Raw genomic sequence first — 17,471 nt, forward strand, 5'->3', positions numbered from 1 at the left:
ATAACCTAGTTCATTCCTGTCATATACATTAACTTATCTTTTAATGTAGCTAAATTCCAATGTCTTCTTCTAATTCTTTGATCATTAACATATTCATTTAATAAATCTTGGTCAAAGTTTTTTCCTTGCTCACGAATTAACATCCATTCTGTAATTTGGCGATATACAAGATCCCGTTTTAAAAATGGGAAACCAAATTCATCAATAATAAAGAAAGGACAAACAACAATCATACCGAATTTATCAATCATACGAGAAATTTCTTGTTTTAAAGAAGCTGTATAGTAGGCGATATGTTCTGCTGTTGCTTTCTTATCATAGAAAGCAAGGCTTAAAGATTTTAAACCGCCAATCACATTTTGATCTAAATGTTTGTTCGCAGAAACTTCAATTAGGAATTTCTGTAATTTTTCTTTATTATTTACGATGGTGTTTATAACATTATCTGTGCTTAAAAATACCACAGGTTTAAAACCATCTTTTAAAATAGATTCTGAAAGTTTTATTTCGCCATTGTGAATATTTAAACGTCTATCATCACTAATAAGGAAATTATCCCAGAAGTTAATAAAATTTGGGGAATTTAATACATTATGCGAGAATTTAAGGAAATAGGATTGAAGGTGATAACCCGGTCTTCCCATATATTCTGCAACGCCAACAAAATCTTCATTTTCATTTTTAATGAGGAAGTCAACAAATCGATTATCTTTTTGTTTTAAATTAGCAAAAACAGAATCGTTACAGATAATAAGGTTGTTAGGTGTTACATTCTTGTGACGAAGTAAACGGATAAACTCTTTATAAGTACCAAAGTCACGTCCAAGATTCGCACGTTCTCCCATAAATACGACTTTGTCTTTAAATTTTTCAACAAAATCTGAATTTAATGTACCATTAGAAATTGCTACAATTTTATAATTTAATTTTTCTAACATTTGAAAATATCGTTCATACATTAGAAATGATCTAGGTGCGTAAACAACAAATAAGATTACATTCTCATTATTTAATGATGTGTAATCAAAAGATTCAAATTGTTTGATTGGCTTGATTGTGCCATTAGGGTTAGATTTAGAGTAATTTTTAGCGACTTTACTCATTTTATAGCGTTCTTTGATTAAAAAAGAAAGCATAGAATTAAAGAATAATTTTTCTTTAAGAATGTGACAGATTTTTTTTAACATAAATAATAGACCTAATTAAAAGTTGACATATATTGTTGGCTTACTGAATTTACATCACCTTGTGCTTTCACAATACCTTTATCAATCCAAATGGCGGATTGGCAAAGCTCTTTTACTTGTTCGATGGAATGAGATACAAAGAGAAGTGTTGTGCCTCCACTTAATAACTCTTCCATTCTTGCTTTACATTTTTGTTGAAAAGCATAATCTCCAACGGCTAATACTTCATCTACGATTAAAATATCGGGTTTTGTTACTGTTGCAATGGCAAAGCCTAAACGAGCAGACATTCCTGATGAAAAATTCTTAATAGGAACATCTAAAAAATCATTAAGCTCTGCAAAATCAACAATTTGTTGAAAATTCTCTTCTATGAATTTTTTGCTATGCCCTAATAAGGCACCATTCAAAAATACATTTTCACGCGCAGTTAACTCAGGATCAAATCCAGCACCTAATTCAATTAAGGGCGAAATCGAACCATTAATTTCGACACTTCCTGTATAAGGGTCAATAATTCCACTAATTAATTTTAATAACGTAGATTTACCTGATCCATTTGTTCCAATTAATCCCCAAGCCTCGCCTCTTTTTACTTGGAAATTAATATCTTTTAAAGCAAAGAACTCCTGAAACATCAGTTCTCGTTTTAAAAGTTTAATCACATATTCTTTTAAACCGCTAATATTACCAGAAGCTTTATTGAAGCATACGGAGGCATTTTTTACATTTACAACGATATCATGCATTTCTTACCTCCGTTTAAATATAAAGAATAAATTGGTTTTGTTTACGTTTAAATACCCAATATCCAATAAATAAGAAGGCAAAGGCAACAATAAATCCTTGAGTTAGCCATTCCAATAGCAGTGGGTTACCATTTAAAACAACATCTCTAAATTGTGTAACATAGCCATACATTGGGTTTAAATTGTCATACCACCAACGATATTCTTCTGAAATAATAGAAACAGGATAAATAATTGGCGTTAAATACATCCAAATAGAAATAAATACGCCCCACAAATACTGAATATCTCGGAAAAATACTGCTGTAGCTGCAAGAATAAAACTAATACCTAAACTAAAAATATAAACTTCAAGTAATATAACTGGAACCCAAAGAATATGCCACGTTACAGATACTTGCGTAAAGATCATCACCAACACTAATGCAATGAGTGAGAATAGGAGATTGACTAAAGAGCTAGTGACTTTAGAGACCGTAAAAATATATTTAGGGACATAGGTTTTTTTTAGTAATTGTGCATTACTTACAATAGAACTTACCGCCATTGTTGTTGCTTCGCTTAAAAAACTAAATAATACCTGTCCACTTAATAAATAAACTGCAAAGTTTGGAATATCAAATCTAAATAGTTGAGAAAACACGATGACAAGTACGGTCATCATAAGTAAAGGATTTAAAATGCTCCAGACATAGCCTAAGTAACTACGACGATATTTTAATTTAATATCTTTAATGACTAATTGTCTTAATAACTCTTTATAGTGTAATAATTCAGTGAGTCCAGTTTTTTTCTTCATAAGAATCTCAATGCAAATATAAAACGGCTAGAAATAAGAAAATGAAAAAGGGAAGTTTACGTAAAAACCTCTTTATATTTGCAAAAATTTATTTAAATTTAACCGCTTCCGCTAAAATTTTACCCGCCAAATCTTTCACCGATAAACTCGGTTTTCCATCAAGTGGCCATTCAATGCCAACACTTTCATCATTCCAAATCAGCGAGTGCTCTGCTTTTGGATTGTAATAATCGGTGCATTTATAGGAAAATTCCGCTTCATCTGTTAATACATAAAAGCCGTGAGCAAACCCCTCCGGTACCCACAATTGCCGTTTATTTTCCGCAGATAAAATTTCACCGACCCACTGTCCAAAAGTCGGTGACTTTTCTCGCATATCTACCGCAACATCAAACACTGCACCGAACACCACTCGGACTAATTTACCCTGTGTATTTTCTGTTTGATAATGCAAACCACGCAATACGCCTTTAATGGATTTTGAATGGTTTTCTTGTACAAAGATGCGATCTGCCACATTTTCTCTAAACCATTCATCACGGAACGTTTCCATAAAAAAACCACGTTCATCACCGAAAACTTGGGGTTCTAATAATTTGACTTCTGGGATTTTGGTATTAATAACTTTCATTGTGAATCCTTATTTTTTACAAAATTTCGTTTATATTTTCGGTGGCTTTGAATGTTTTTTTCTGCATCTTTTTTATCCCAGATTTGTAATTCCCAAGGGTAATAAAAGTTGCTGGCATTTTTGAAGTAAAGATGAATACCAACATATTCATCTTTATCTCTTAAATACCAATTCTTTAAGCCATATTTTTCTTTCCAAGCATCTAATTGTTCCATTACTTGAGTTATGTCATCAGAAGAAACAATAATTCTCGCACCGAAAATATCATTTAAAATGCTATTAACAGGATAGCCTTCACTACGTTGTTTGAATCGTTCAATTTTATCTAAAATAGATTCTGATGTTTTTACACGATAAAAGTAAGGTACATCATATAAATCTGCTCGATATAAGTAATCGTTGATCGATTCATGTAAGTTAAGGCGATAAGATAAAATATGCTCGACAGGCACTTTTGCCAGCGTATGTTTTAAATTAACTTTTTCGATTTTGTCGGTTTCAAAATAATCTGTTGAAAACGCTAGATGAACTTTGTTAATTTCATCAATTAAACGCTCTATTTTCTCAAGCATATTTCCTTCTTTTATTCTGCGTAAGCCTGAATGTTTTTCAACGCTTTTTTCCAATCACTTGGCTGAATGCCGAATACTTGCTGAATTTTGGTTAAATCTAAACAAGAATTTGCTGGGCGTTTAGCCGGTGTTGGATAATCCGCCGTAGTAATCGCATTTACAAACGGGGCTTTTTCTAGCACATTTTGCGAAACCGCTTCATCAAAAATTGCTTTTGCAAAATCACACCAGCTGACATAAGGCTCGCCTGTGAAGTGATAAATACCATATTGCACTTCTTCGCCTGCGATAATTTTTTCGGCGATTTGGATTAAGGCTGCCGCAATATCGCCTGCATAGGTAGGTCCACCGATTTGATCCGCAACGACACCCAAAGTATCTCGTGTTTTTGCTAAACGTAGCATTGTTTTCACAAAGTTATTGCCGTGTTCACCAAATACCCAAGCGGTACGCAACACAATAAATTTTTCGTTTGCTTTCGCCGTGGCTTGTTCACCGGCAAGTTTCGTTTTGCCATATACACCTTGCGGATCGGTGGCATCAGTTTCTTTATATTTTCCTTTACGCTGACCGTCAAAAACGTAGTCAGTTGAAATATGCAAAATCGCTGCACCGACATTTTTTGCGGCTTCCGCCAAGTACTGTGAGCCTTTTACATTAATAGCTTCGGAAAGTTCAATTTCGGTTTCGGCACGATCAACAGCAGTATGAGCTGCAGCATTGATAATGACATCCGGTCGAAAATTTTCGACCGTATTTTGCACCGCACTTTGATCGGTAATATCAAGCTCATCACGATCAACGGCTAAAATTTCGTGTTTATCTTGTAGTTGTTTGGTTAAACAATAGCCGACCTGTCCGTTTGCCCCTGTAATCAAAAACTTTGCCATTTACTTATCCTCTTTGACTAGACATAGCAAATATTGACCGTATTCGTTTTTTGTCATTGGCTTAGCTAATGTTTCCACTTGTTCAGAGGTTAACCAGCCATTACGCCACGCAATTTCTTCTAAACAGGCAACCTGTAATCCTTGCACATTTTCAATAGTACGTACGAAAGAGGCTGCCTCGTGCAAGCTCTCGTGTGTACCGGTATCTAACCACGCAAAACCACGACCAAGTAGCTGAACATTCAATGAACCATCTTTCAAGTACATTTCATTTAATGTCGTAATTTCTAGTTCCCCTCGTGCTGAAGGTTTCACTTGTTTAGCAAACTCAACCACTCGATTGTCATAGAAATACAAGCCTGTTACCGCATAATTTGATTTTGGCTGAGCAGGTTTTTCTTCAATAGAAATTGCTTTGAAATTTTCATCAAATTCTACGACCCCAAAACGCTCCGGATCTTTTACTAAATAACCAAAAACCGTTGCACCATAGGGTTGCGCAACCGCTTCTTGCAACATTTGTGAAAAATGTTGTCCATAGAAAATGTTATCGCCTAAAACCAAGCAACAGCTATCGCCATTAATAAATTCTTCGCCAATTAGAAATGCTTGCGCCAAACCATCCGGGCTAGGTTGAACCGCATATTGTAAGTTGATGCCGAAATCACTTCCATTACCTAATAAACGTTTAAAGCTTTCGTTATCTTCAGGCGTTGTGATAATCAAAATATCACGAATCCCCGCCAACATTAGCACTGAGAGGGGATAATAAATCATTGGTTTGTCATACACCGGCAAAAGCTGTTTCGACACACCACGCGTAATAGGATAGAGACGAGTACCGGATCCACCCGCAAGGATAATACCTTTCATAAGAATACCTTTAAAAGAGCGGTCAAATTTTATAGCATTTTTATAAATCTAAAATCTGACAACTTATTGCTTATTGATTACCTAAGCGTTCACGGCTATAAGAACCATCCAACACTCGGCTCCACCATTTTTTATTATTTAAATACCACTCTACGGTTTTGCGAATGCCCGATTCAAACGTTTCTTGCGGTTTCCAACCTAACTCACGCCCGATTTTTGTGGCATCAATAGCATAACGTACATCGTGACCGGGGCGATCTTTCACATAAGTGATTAAATCTTCGTATTTTGTTACCCCCATCGGTTTGTTTGGTACGAACTCTTCTAATAGAGAACAGATGGTACGAACTACATCGATGTTGGCTTTCTCATTGTGTCCACCAATATTGTAAGTTTCACCAATTTTCCCTTCGGTAACGACTTTATATAAAGCACGGGCATGATCTTCCACAAATAGCCAATCACGAATTTGCTGACCATTGCCATATACCGGAAGCGGTTTCCCCTCTAAGGCATTTAAGATCATTAGTGGAATCAATTTTTCTGGGAAATGGAAAGGACCATAGTTATTTGAGCAGTTAGTGACTATCGTTGGCAAACCGTAAGTGCGTAACCAAGCACGAACTAAGTGATCGCTGGAGGCTTTGGAGGCTGAATAAGGACTCGATGGCGCATAAGGAGTGGTCTCGGTAAAAAGATCCTCTGTCCCCTCTAAATCGCCGTAAACTTCATCTGTTGAAATATGATGGAAACGGAATGCCGATTTTTTCTCATTGCTTAAATCATTCCAATAAGCACGAGCCACTTCCAATAAGGTATAAGTACCGACAATATTGGTTTCAATAAAGGCTGCCGGCCCATCAATAGAACGGTCAACATGACTCTCTGCCGCTAAGTGCATAACCGCATCAGGTTGATGATGTTCAAACACGTGAGCGAGTGCTTTGGCATCGCAAATATCTACTTGCTCAAAGGCATAGCGTGGACTATTTTCCACCGTTTCGAGAGATTCTAAATTGCCCGCATAGGTCAATTTATCTACGTTGACTACACTATCTTGCGTATTTTCAATAATATAGCGAACGACCGCAGAACCAATAAAACCGGCTCCGCCTGTAACTAAGATTTTTTTAGACATATATTCCCTACTTTTATTAGGTGTTAAATTTTGCAGAATTATAAATAAAAAAATATAAAAATAAAGAAGAACAATTAAAATCAATCTATCTGCTCTTCTATAATTGTAATTGTGGTTTGTTTTTTTAATTATGCATAATACATTTCAAATTCCACCGGATGTGGGGTCATATTTAAGCGTTCGACTTCTTTGCGTTTAATACTGATGAAGGCTTCTACAAATTCTTTGCTGAAGACATTACCGTGAGTTAAGAATTCGTAGTCTTTCTCTAACGCATTTAAAGCCTCTTCCAGTGAGCTTGCCACAGCAGGGATATCTTTCAGTTCTTCCGGTGGTAAATCATAAAGGTTTTTATCCATCGCATCGCCCGGGTGAATTTTATTCACAATGCCATCTAATCCCGCCATTAATAAAGCAGCGAAGGCAAGATATGGGTTTGCCATTGGATCAGGGAAACGGGCTTCAATACGAATCGCTTTCGGGCTTGTCACTGCAGGAATGCGAATTGAGGCAGAACGGTTGCTTGCGGAATAAGCCAATAACACCGGTGCTTCATAACCCGGCACTAAGCGTTTATAAGAGTTGGTCGTTGGGTTGGTGAAGGCATTTAACGCTTTGGCGTGTTTAATAATGCCACCAATATAGTAAAGAGCGGTTTCAGAAAGACCGGCATATTTATCCCCTTGGAAGATATTTTTTCCCTCTTTACTTAATGACATATTGCAGTGCATTCCCGAACCGTTGTCACCGGTGATCGGTTTCGGCATAAAACAGGCAGTTTTGCCGTGTTCAAGGGCGACATTTTGTACCACATATTTATAGATTTGGGTTTCATCGGCTTTTAAGGTTAAGCTGTTGAATTTTGTCGCAATCTCATTTTGCCCTGCTGTTGCCACTTCGTGGTGATGCGCTTCAATCACTAATCCCATTTCTTCTAAAAGCAAACACATTTCAGAGCGAATGTCATGCGCACTGTCAATCGGCGCAACAGCACAATACCCGCCTTTTTTCAATGGGCGGTAGGCATTGTTGCCCCCTTCGTATTTTTTGTTGGTATTCCAAGCGGCTTCCACATCATCAATAGAAAAAGAAGCACGGTTCATCGACACATCAAAACGCACATCATCAAATAAGAAGAATTCCGGCTCCGGGCCAAAAAATGCTTGATCCGCAATGCCGGTAGAACGCATATAATTTTCAGCACGAATAGCAATAGAGCGAGGGTCTCGATCATAACTTTGCATTGTTGTCGGCTCATACACGCTACAACGAAGAGAGAGTGTCGGGATTTGCGCAAATGGATCGACTACGGCAGTTTCCGCCATTGGCATTAAAAGCATATCGGCTTTATTGATAGTTTTCCAACCTTCTACGGATGAACCATCAAACATTTTACCGTCTTCAAACATCTCTTCATCCACAAGATTCACCGGAATAGATACACCGTGTTCTTTGCCTTTAATATCAGTAAATCGAAGAAGCACGAATTTGATGTTGTTTTCTTCAATAAGTTTAAATACGTTTGCGATGGCATTTGCGTTTGACATAGTCATTCCTCTCTATTTCTTCAGGGTAAGGATTATTAAAAATAGGGCACATTATAGCGTAATCCACCGTGCTTTTCAGCGGATTTATTTTTCTTATTTAACATAGCAGATAGCATAAAAGTTATGTATAATCTCCGCCCTTTCGTGCCAAGATATAGGCGCAATTTACTCCATAAGGTGTGTGAATTGCCTGCACCCCACGCATGAAAATAGAAACTAACAAATCTTTTAATACGTGCGTGAAACACCGTTTCACCCACCCTTAACCTATTCAGAATAAGCAATGACAGACAAAATTGATATTAACAAACTACGCAATATTGCGATTATCGCCCACGTTGACCATGGTAAAACTACACTTGTAGATAAACTTCTTCAACAATCCGGCACTTTTGAAGCCACTCGTGGCGACATCGACGAGCGAGTGATGGACTCAAATGATCTCGAAAAAGAACGTGGTATTACGATCCTGGCTAAAAACACCGCAATTAACTGGAATGACTACCGTATCAACATTGTCGATACTCCAGGGCACGCAGACTTCGGCGGTGAAGTAGAACGTGTGCTTTCTATGGTGGATTCCGTACTTTTAGTAGTCGATGCCTTTGACGGCCCCATGCCACAAACCCGTTTTGTGACCCAAAAAGCCTTTGCGCACGGTTTAAAACCGATTGTTGTCATCAACAAAGTGGACCGTCCCGGTGCCCGTCCGGATTGGGTGGTGGATCAAGTCTTCGATCTCTTTGTCAACCTTGGGGCAACCGATGAACAATTAGATTTCCCGATTATTTATGCTTCCGCATTAAATGGCGTGGCAGGTTTAGAACACGAAGAATTGGCAGAAGATATGACCCCATTATTTGAGGCCATTGTTAAATATGTTGAGTCCCCAAAGGTGGAATTAGATGCGCCATTCCAAATGCAAATCTCCCAATTGGATTACAACAGCTATGTGGGCGTGATTGGTATCGGTCGCATTAAACGTGGTTCGATTAAACCTAATCAACCGGTCACCATCATTAATAGCGAAGGCAAAACCCGTCAAGGGCGTGTGGGTCAAGTACTTGGACACCTTGGTTTACAACGTTATGAAGAAGAAATGGCTTATGCAGGCGATATCGTGGCGATTACCGGCTTAGGCGAGCTTAATATTTCCGATACCATTTGTGATATCAATGCCGTTGAAGCCTTACCCTCATTAACTGTTGATGAGCCGACGGTGACTATGTTCTTCTGTGTCAATACCTCCCCTTTTGCCGGTCAAGAAGGAAAATATGTGACTTCACGTCAAATTCTTGAACGTTTAAATAAAGAATTGGTTCACAATGTGGCGTTGCGCGTGGAAGAAACCCCGAACCCCGATGAGTTCCGTGTATCAGGTCGAGGCGAATTGCATCTTTCAGTACTCATTGAAAATATGCGCCGTGAAGGTTATGAGCTTGCAGTTTCTCGTCCGAAAGTTATTTATCGTGAAATTGACGGCAAAAAACAAGAGCCTTATGAGCAAGTCACCATTGATGTGGAAGAACAACATCAAGGGTCTGTGATGGAAGCACTTGGTATCCGCAAAGGTGAAGTACGTGATATGTTGCCGGACGGCAAAGGTCGTGTCCGTTTAGAATATATCATTCCAAGCCGTGGGCTAATCGGCTTCCGTGGCGAATTTATGACGATGACTTCCGGAACCGGTTTACTTTACTCCAGTTTCAGCCATTATGACGACATCAAAGGCGGCGAAATCGGTCAGCGTAAAAATGGGGTGTTAATTTCTAACGCAACAGGTAAAGCCCTCGCCTATGCCTTATTTGGTTTACAAGAACGAGGCAAATTAATGATCGATGCCAACGTAGAAGTTTATGAAGGGCAAATCATTGGTATCCATAGCCGTTCAAATGATTTAACCGTTAACTGTTTGCAAGGTAAAAAACTCACTAATATGCGGGCTTCCGGTAAAGATGATGCTATTGTGCTTACCACACCGGTGAAATTTAGCCTTGAACAAGCCATTGAATTTATTGATGACGATGAATTGGTGGAAGTGACACCAGAATCGATCCGTATCCGCAAAAAACTGCTCACGGAAAACGAGCGTAAACGGGCAAATCGTAACACAACCAGTACAAGTACCCACTAATCAGAAAGCCGTACGTTTTACGTACGGCTTTAGAATATCCTTAAAGATCGGGTTTTTCATATATCTCCTGAAATGAGGATATGTGAAAAATGAATAATCCTTCGCTTTCTCTTATGACCTCTCCTGCAATGAGGTGACCTTCGCTAAGTTATTTGCTCTCAAATAGTTAAATTGAGCAATTTGTCATGACCTCGTGTTAAGTGAACTCAAAATAGCCGTCTGTTTTGGACTGTCATTGGTAATAATTAGAGCAAAATCCATCATTTTCCGTTTAAAGAGCGGGATATGTTTCGCCATAAAAAATCTGCTCCTTAATCAGTGAGATAGTGAATCCAACTTTTGGGAAGCAGATCAGTGTTGTCTTAAAGCAGAAATATTATTCCGCTTTCACCACCGAAATGGCAAGTTCTTCCAACGCTTGCGGGTTCGCCACACTTGGTGCATCAGTCATTAAACAAGCCGCCGCGGTCGTTTTCGGGAAAGCAATCACATCACGAATATTATCCGTACCGGTTAATAACATGGTTAAGCGATCCAATCCGAAGGCAAGGCCGGCATGCGGTGGCGTACCGAATTTTAAAGCATCCAATAAGAAACCGAATTTTTCCCGTTGCTGTTCTTCATCAATGCCTAAGATACGGAACACGGTTTGTTGCATTTTCGGCTCAAAAATACGCACCGACCCGCCACCTACTTCATAACCATTAATCACCATATCATAAGCATTCGCCACCGCTGAGGTTGGCTCGGCTTCTAATTGTTCAGGCGTGAAATCTTTTGGTGAAGTAAACGGGTGATGCATTGCGGCGAGATTGCCTTCATCGTCCCGTTCGAACATTGGGAAATCAATCACCCAAAGCGGTTGCCATTCGTCTAAACGGGTCAAACCAAGATCCCGCCCAAGTTTCAAACGAAGCGCGCCCATGGAGTCTGTAGTGGTTTGCCACTTGTCTGCACCAAAGAAGAGAATATCCCCTGTTTGTGCACCGACACGCTCAAATAACGCTTTTAAGACCTCTTCATTTAAGAATTTGGCAATCGGGCTTTGTACCCCCTCAAGCCCTGTATTCACATCGTTTACTTTTAACCAAGCCAACCCTTTCGCACCATAAATCCCGACAAATTGGGTATATTCATCAATTTGTTTACGGGTGATCTCGTTGCCATTAGGCACTCGAATAACAGCAACACGGCCGTTCGGATCATTCGCCGGTCCTTGGAAGACTTTAAAATCCACCGTTTTCACAATATTTGCCACATCCACCATTTCTAATGGGTTACGCAAATCCGGTTTATCCGAGCCAAAACGTTGCATTGCTTCCTGCCAAGTCATCACAGGGAATTGACCTAAATCCACCCCCAAGATATCTAACCACAAGCCATGCACCATTCTCTCCATGATCTCACGCACTTCCGGAGCAGTTAAAAAAGAGGTTTCCACATCGATTTGGGTAAATTCCGGTTGACGATCTGCGCGTAAATCCTCATCACGGAAACATTTAACAATTTGATAATAGCGATCAAAACCGGACATCATTAAAAGCTGTTTGAAAAGCTGTGGTGATTGTGGGAGAGCATAGAATTTCCCTTTATGTACACGGCTTGGCACAAGATAATCGCGCGCCCCTTCCGGTGTGGCTTTGGTGAGCATAGGGGTTTCCATATCCAAGAAACCGTTATCGTCCATAAAACGGCGAACAAAACTGGTGATTTTCGCACGGGTTTTTAAACGCTGTGCCATTTCCGGACGGCGTAAATCCAAATAACGGAATTTCAAGCGTTGTTCTTCAGTGTTGTTTTGATTGAAATCCAGTGGTAATACATCAGAAGCATTATAAATACGCAAGGCTTTCGCCAAAATCTCTACTTCACCCGTCGCCATAGTTTTATTGATTTGATTTTCCGGACGAGCAAGCACTTCACCTTGAATTTGAATACAAAATTCGTTACGCAAACCACCCGCTGCCGTTAACGCCTCCTGGTATTTCGGGTCAAAACACACTTGAACGATGCCCTCACGGTCACGCATATCAATAAAAATTAAGCCCCCTAAATCACGACGACGATGAACCCAACCGCTTAATGTCACTTCTTGTCCAATATAGTTACGGTTTAAAGCACCGCAATAATGTGTACGCATCATATCCTGTTCCTTAATTCGGCTAAAAATAAAATGTCGTTGGATTATACGGAAAAAGCCGTCCATTTAAAATCAGAAACCGAAATTTATTTGACCCATTAAAAACTTGCCCTAAAATAACCGCACTTTTAGTCTAGGATATAATCATCCCAAGCTCATACCGGTTAAATTATGAAAGATACTCTCTTTGCCACCCCCATAGAAAAACTGGGCGATTTCACCTTTGATGAAAACGTCGCAGAAGTGTTCCCTGATATGATCCAACGCTCCGTGCCGGGTTATGCCAATATCATTACCGCCATTGGTATGCTTGCCGAACGCTTTGTTACCCCAAACAGCCAAGTCTATGATCTCGGCTGCTCGCGAGGGGCTGCTACCCTTTCCGCACGGCGAAATATTCATCAACCCAATGTCAAAATCATTGGGATTGATAATTCCCAACCCATGGTTGAACGCTGTCGACAACATATTGCCGCCTATCAAAGCGATATTCCCGTAGAGATTCTCTGTGATGATATTCGCCAGGTGGAAATCCAAAATGCCTCAATGGTGATTTTAAATTTCACCCTGCAATTTTTACCTCCTGAAGACCGCTTGGCATTGCTCAGCAAAATTTATCAGGGGTTAAATCCAAATGGTGTGTTAGTGCTTTCGGAAAAATTCTGTTTTGAAGATAAGAAAGTCGATGATCTGCTGATTGATTTACACCATCAATTCAAACGGGCTAACGGTTACAGCGAACTCGAAGTGAGCCAAAAACGCACTGCACTGGAAAATGTGATGCGTACCGACAGCATCGAAACTCACAAAGCACGCTTAAAAAACATCGGCTTTTCTCAAGTAGAACTATGGTTTCAGTGTTTCAATTTTGGTTCAATGGTGGCGGTGAAATAAACTCACATTAAATAAAGGGGGAACCGTTTCCTCCTATTTCTTTAACTTAAGGCTTTTACTGATTTAATATTCAATCTGTGGCATAATCTCGCCACTCATTTCCCACAAAAAAGGAATAAATCATGAAAATTTTACATACGATGTTACGTGTGGGCGATTTAGATCGTTCCATTCAATTTTATCAAGATGTTTTAGGTATGCGTTTATTGCGTACCAGCGAAAATCCAGAGTATAAATATTCCTTAGCCTTTTTAGGTTACGATGATGAAGATAAATCTTCGGTGATAGAACTCACCTACAATTGGGGGGTAACGGAATATGATCTTGGCTCTGCCTATGGGCATATTGCCATTGGTGTGGATGATATCGTGGCAACCTGTGAGGCGGTGCGTGCCAATGGTGGAAAAATTACTCGTGAACCCGGTCCGGTAAAAGGCGGTACAACGGTGATTGCTTTTGTCGAAGATCCGGATGGTTACAAAATCGAATTTATCGAAAATAAAAGTGCAAAAGCCGGACTCGGCAATTAAAGTGCGGTCATTTTCTATGATGTTTTAATAACGTAGGCTCGCCTGCGTTATTTTATTTTTTTAAGGATACGCTATGTCCGATGCTCAAGAAATTCCTTATCACAATCAATTGAAAAATCGTTTTCGTGGCTATTTTCCCGTGATTATTGATGTGGAAACGGCCGGTTTTAATGCCGAAAAAGATGCCTTATTGGAACTGGCTGCCATCACGTTAAAAATGGATGAAAAGGGTTATTTACACCCGGATCAAAAATGCCATTTTCACATTGAACCTTTTGCAGGGGCGAATATCAATCCTGACTCCTTAAAATTTAACGGCATTGATATTCATAATCCGTTACGTGGTGCGGTATCAGAATTAGAGGCGATAACCGGATTATTCCAAATGGTACGTCGTGCTCAAAAAGAAGCGGAATGTCAACGCTCAATTATCGTGGCACACAATGCGATGTTCGATCAACGCTTTGTGATGGCAGCGGCGGAGCGCACCGGGCTCAAACGTAATCCTTTCCACCCTTTCGGTATGTTTGATACCGCAAGTTTGGCAGGATTAATGTTCGGACAAACGGTGCTGGTCAAAGCCTGCCAAGCCGCCAATATTCCGTTTGATGGTAAACAAGCCCATTCAGCCCTCTACGATACGGAACGCACCGCTGAATTATTCTGTTATATGGTCAATCATTTAAAAACGCTTGACGGTTTTCCCCATATCCCCATGGAAATAAAAACAGAAGAAAAAAACAACCGCACTTTAAATTTTTTCAAAAAAGGGGGTTGCAATCGTTTGCGTTTTCCAGTAGCTTAGAGACCGGTCTTAATTTGGAGATTTAAATATGAACATTATCCACCCTCACCACCGTTTCACTGAATAATCTTTCAGGTGTGTGGCGTGCTTGGAAGATTTCTTCCGAGTCAAATAGGATAATGAAAAATCTTACCCCTCGGAAGGCAACTTTCGAGGGGTTTCTTTTATAAAACAGGAGTAAATTAACTATGCAGCATTATCATTTCAATTTCTTTAACATTCCCCCCCTATTAACACATTAATCTATGAGGAAAAAATACAATGTTATCAAACCCCGTTGTTATCTCAATTATTGTCTTACTCGCCTTGAGTTTACTACGTATTAACGTGGTGATTGCACTCGTGATTGCGGCACTCACTGCCGGCTTATGCGGTGATCTTGGTTTAACTAAAACCATCGAAACTTTCACCGGTGGTTTAGGCGGTGGTGCTGAAGTGGCGATGAACTATGCCATGCTTGGAGCCTTTGCCATTGCGATCTCTAAATCAGGTATCACGGATTTACTCGCCTATAAAATCATCACAAAAATCAATAAAACCCCAACAGGTAATAATCTTGCTTGGTTTAAATATTTGATTTTTGCGGTATTGGCGTTGTTCGCCATTTCATCCCAAAATCTCTTACCTGTGCATATTGCCTTTATCCCAATTGTGATTCCCCCCTTGCTTTCAATCTTTAACCGTTTGAAAATCGACCGCCGTGCGGTAGCCTGTGTGTTAACATTCGGTCTTACCGCCACCTATATGCTGTTACCGGTAGGCTTTGGGAAAATCTTTATCGAAAGTATTTTAGTGAAAAATATCAATCAAGCGGGAGCAGCCTTAGGCTTACAAACTGACGTTGCACAAGTTTCCCTTGCGATGCTATTACCGGTCACCGGGATGATTTTAGGCTTATTGACCGCCGTATTCATCACCTATCGCAAACCACGCGAATATAATGTGATTATTGAAGAACCAACTACAAACGACATTGAAGCACATATTGCCAATATTCATCCAAAACACATTACCGCCAGTATCATTGCGATTGTGGCGACCTTTGCCACCCAGCTTTTCACCAGCTCAACCATTATTGGCGGCTTAGTCGGTTTAATGATTTTCGCCGTGTTTGGTATCTTCAAACTCAAAGAAAGCAACGATATTTTCCAACAAGGTTTGCGTTTAATGGCAATGATTGGTTTTGTGATGATCGCTGCGTCCGGCTTTGCTAATGTGATTAATGCCACCAGCGGTGTCACCGATCTCGTGCAAAACCTAAGTAATGGTGGCATTCAAAGTAAAGGGCTTGCCGCATTACTAATGCTACTTGTTGGGCTATTAATTACTATGGGAATTGGCTCCTCCTTCTCTACCGTTCCTATCATTACCTCTATTTATGTGCCACTTTGCCTCTCTTTTGGTTTCTCCCCATTGGCAACGGTTTCTATTGTTGGTGTTGCGGCCGCATTAGGCGATGCAGGCTCCCCGGCTTCTGATTCCACATTAGGACCGACATCCGGTTTAAATATGGATGGTAAACACGATCACATTTGGGATTCTGTTGTACCAACATTCATTCACTATAATATTCCACTCATTATCTTCGGCTGGATTGCCGCCATGTACCTTTAAGGATTATAATCCCCCAACTAGGGGGATTTTTTATGACAATTCAACAGCTTATCAACACTCTGGAACAAAAAGTTCAACAGCTTCAACACACTTATTCATCAAGATTAGAAGAAAAAATCTTCACCAAATTTGACCGCACTTTATTCAGCGAAAGTAGACAAACCGTTGCCTTTTATTTTGCTGAAATTAATAAAACTTTAGAAAAAATCAAATCCCTTGATTTAACGGAAATCAACTACTATTTGTTTATGACCAACCATTTACTCAAACAATGTCACGCACTATCAGAAACCCTAAGTAGAAAAAATAACCGGTTTATTGAACGTCAATCTCAAACTTCTCTGCTAAAAAAAGCGCATCACGATATTCATAAATTACCACCACGTGAACGTTTAGAAAAATATTATGAGGCACTTGAACAACTCAATCATTTATATCAACAACAACGCGATCTGATTCGCACAGAAACACTTCCCGAAAATCAACAAAAAGCAATACGATTAGCTGAAGGCTACAAACACCGCCGCCAAAAATGTCAAGAAGCGATTGAGCTATTAGAAGAATATTTAGCTTTCAAAGAAGAACAAAACAGCAAAAATAATTCAGAAAAATAATAGTAGCCGTATTCCAACTAAAATTATTAATGAAGGAAAAAGCAAAATCCCCTAAACTTCTATTTAGGGGATTTTAAAAATTTGATGGCGGAGGAAGTGAGATTCGAACTCACGGAGGGCGTAAACCCTCGCCGGTTTTCAAGACCGAACCTTTATCAATAGATGATAATTACAAATACTTTATAAATCAAAGACCTACATACATAGACATTATAATCACATCTTATCAACCTATCAACTTTTCACACCTTTTAGCACCTATTGCGTCAAACTTACGTCAAACTACCAATTCACTTTCCCTATCCAAAACTAGTGAGAAAAAGCACGGCAAAACTACCGCACTTTTATTCCATA

The 17,471-nt window shown here is 39.4% G+C and carries 16 protein-coding genes and 1 other annotated feature; of the genes, 6 read left to right on the plus strand and 10 right to left on the minus strand.

Annotation, left to right across the window (positions count from 1 at the left end; translation table 11 throughout):
• Positions 1–5: 5 nt before the first annotated feature.
• The 9 genes from BKK50_RS05895 to glnA all read right to left on the minus strand — a co-directional run bounded on the left by BKK50_RS05895 (position 6) and on the right by glnA (position 8,386).
• Positions 6–1,187: a rhamnan synthesis F family protein gene (locus BKK50_RS05895; protein ID WP_077416256.1), complete on the minus strand. Its 1,182-nt coding sequence runs from the start codon at positions 1,185–1,187 to the stop codon at positions 6–8.
• An 11-nt stretch (positions 1,188–1,198) separates the two neighbouring features.
• Positions 1,199–1,936, minus strand: a complete 738-nt coding sequence (locus BKK50_RS05900; protein ID WP_077416258.1) for an ABC transporter ATP-binding protein — start codon at positions 1,934–1,936, stop codon at positions 1,199–1,201.
• A 13-nt stretch (positions 1,937–1,949) separates the two neighbouring features.
• Positions 1,950–2,735 carry an ABC transporter permease gene (locus BKK50_RS05905; RefSeq protein WP_077416260.1) on the minus strand — a complete coding sequence of 262 codons (786 nt, stop codon included), beginning with the start codon at positions 2,733–2,735 and terminating at the stop codon, positions 1,950–1,952.
• A gap of 88 nt (positions 2,736–2,823) precedes the next feature.
• On the minus strand, positions 2,824–3,366 hold the full coding sequence (gene rfbC / locus BKK50_RS05910; protein WP_077416262.1) for a dTDP-4-dehydrorhamnose 3,5-epimerase: 543 nt from the start codon (positions 3,364–3,366) through the stop codon (positions 2,824–2,826).
• A complete protein-coding gene (locus tag BKK50_RS05915; RefSeq protein WP_077416264.1) occupies positions 3,363–3,938 on the minus strand; it encodes a nucleotidyltransferase family protein in 576 nt (191 codons plus the stop codon). The genes rfbC and BKK50_RS05915 overlap by 4 nt, the downstream gene beginning before the upstream one ends.
• An 11-nt stretch (positions 3,939–3,949) precedes the next feature.
• Complete coding sequence (rfbD, locus tag BKK50_RS05920) at positions 3,950–4,828, minus strand: dTDP-4-dehydrorhamnose reductase (protein WP_077416266.1); 879 nt, start codon at positions 4,826–4,828, stop codon at positions 3,950–3,952.
• Positions 4,829–5,701, minus strand: coding sequence for a glucose-1-phosphate thymidylyltransferase RfbA (gene rfbA, locus BKK50_RS05925; protein ID WP_077416269.1), 873 nt, complete (start codon positions 5,699–5,701; stop codon positions 4,829–4,831). It abuts the gene before it with no gap.
• A 70-nt stretch (positions 5,702–5,771) separates the two neighbouring features.
• Positions 5,772–6,839, minus strand: coding sequence for a dTDP-glucose 4,6-dehydratase (gene rffG / locus BKK50_RS05930; RefSeq protein WP_077416271.1), 1,068 nt, complete (start codon positions 6,837–6,839; stop codon positions 5,772–5,774).
• Positions 6,840–6,967: 128 nt separating this feature from the next.
• Entirely contained in the window at positions 6,968–8,386 is a 1,419-nt protein-coding gene (gene glnA / locus BKK50_RS05935) for a glutamate--ammonia ligase (RefSeq protein WP_077416273.1), read from the minus strand.
• A 283-nt stretch (positions 8,387–8,669) separates the two neighbouring features.
• On the opposite strand from glnA, the gene typA reads away from it, so the two are divergent.
• Positions 8,670–10,520 carry a translational GTPase TypA gene (typA, locus tag BKK50_RS05940; RefSeq protein WP_077416275.1) on the plus strand — a complete coding sequence of 617 codons (1,851 nt, stop codon included), beginning with the start codon at positions 8,670–8,672 and terminating at the stop codon, positions 10,518–10,520.
• Between the two features lie 376 nt (positions 10,521–10,896).
• Here the strand turns inward: typA and aspS are convergent, their stop codons facing one another.
• Positions 10,897–12,663: an aspartate--tRNA ligase gene (gene aspS, locus BKK50_RS05945; protein WP_077416277.1), complete on the minus strand. Its 1,767-nt coding sequence runs from the start codon at positions 12,661–12,663 to the stop codon at positions 10,897–10,899.
• 165 nt (positions 12,664–12,828) lie between these two features.
• On the opposite strand from aspS, the gene cmoA reads away from it, so the two are divergent.
• The 5 genes from cmoA (at position 12,829) to priC (ending at position 17,117) form a co-directional block, all read left to right on the plus strand.
• Complete coding sequence (gene cmoA / locus BKK50_RS05950; protein WP_077416279.1) at positions 12,829–13,554, plus strand: carboxy-S-adenosyl-L-methionine synthase CmoA; 726 nt, start codon at positions 12,829–12,831, stop codon at positions 13,552–13,554.
• A gap of 122 nt (positions 13,555–13,676) precedes the next feature.
• On the plus strand, positions 13,677–14,084 hold the full coding sequence (gloA, locus tag BKK50_RS05955; protein WP_077416282.1) for a lactoylglutathione lyase: 408 nt from the start codon (positions 13,677–13,679) through the stop codon (positions 14,082–14,084).
• 73 nt (positions 14,085–14,157) lie between these two features.
• Entirely contained in the window at positions 14,158–14,889 is a 732-nt protein-coding gene (gene rnt / locus BKK50_RS05960; RefSeq protein ID WP_143529765.1) for a ribonuclease T, read from the plus strand.
• Positions 14,890–14,931: 42 nt separating this feature from the next.
• Positions 14,932–15,055, plus strand: a sequence feature (His leader region).
• 95 nt (positions 15,056–15,150) lie between these two features.
• A complete protein-coding gene (locus BKK50_RS05965; RefSeq protein ID WP_077416285.1) occupies positions 15,151–16,503 on the plus strand; it encodes a Na+/H+ antiporter family protein in 1,353 nt (450 codons plus the stop codon).
• A gap of 32 nt (positions 16,504–16,535) precedes the next feature.
• Positions 16,536–17,117 (plus strand): primosomal replication protein PriC, encoded by a 582-nt coding sequence (gene priC, locus BKK50_RS05970; RefSeq protein WP_077416287.1) that lies wholly within the window; start codon positions 16,536–16,538, stop codon positions 17,115–17,117.
• The last annotated feature ends 354 nt before the right edge of the window (positions 17,118–17,471 follow it).

This window comes from Rodentibacter rarus, from assembly GCF_001998965.1.
GTDB classification, from domain to species: Bacteria; Pseudomonadota; Gammaproteobacteria; order Enterobacterales; family Pasteurellaceae; genus Rodentibacter; species Rodentibacter rarus.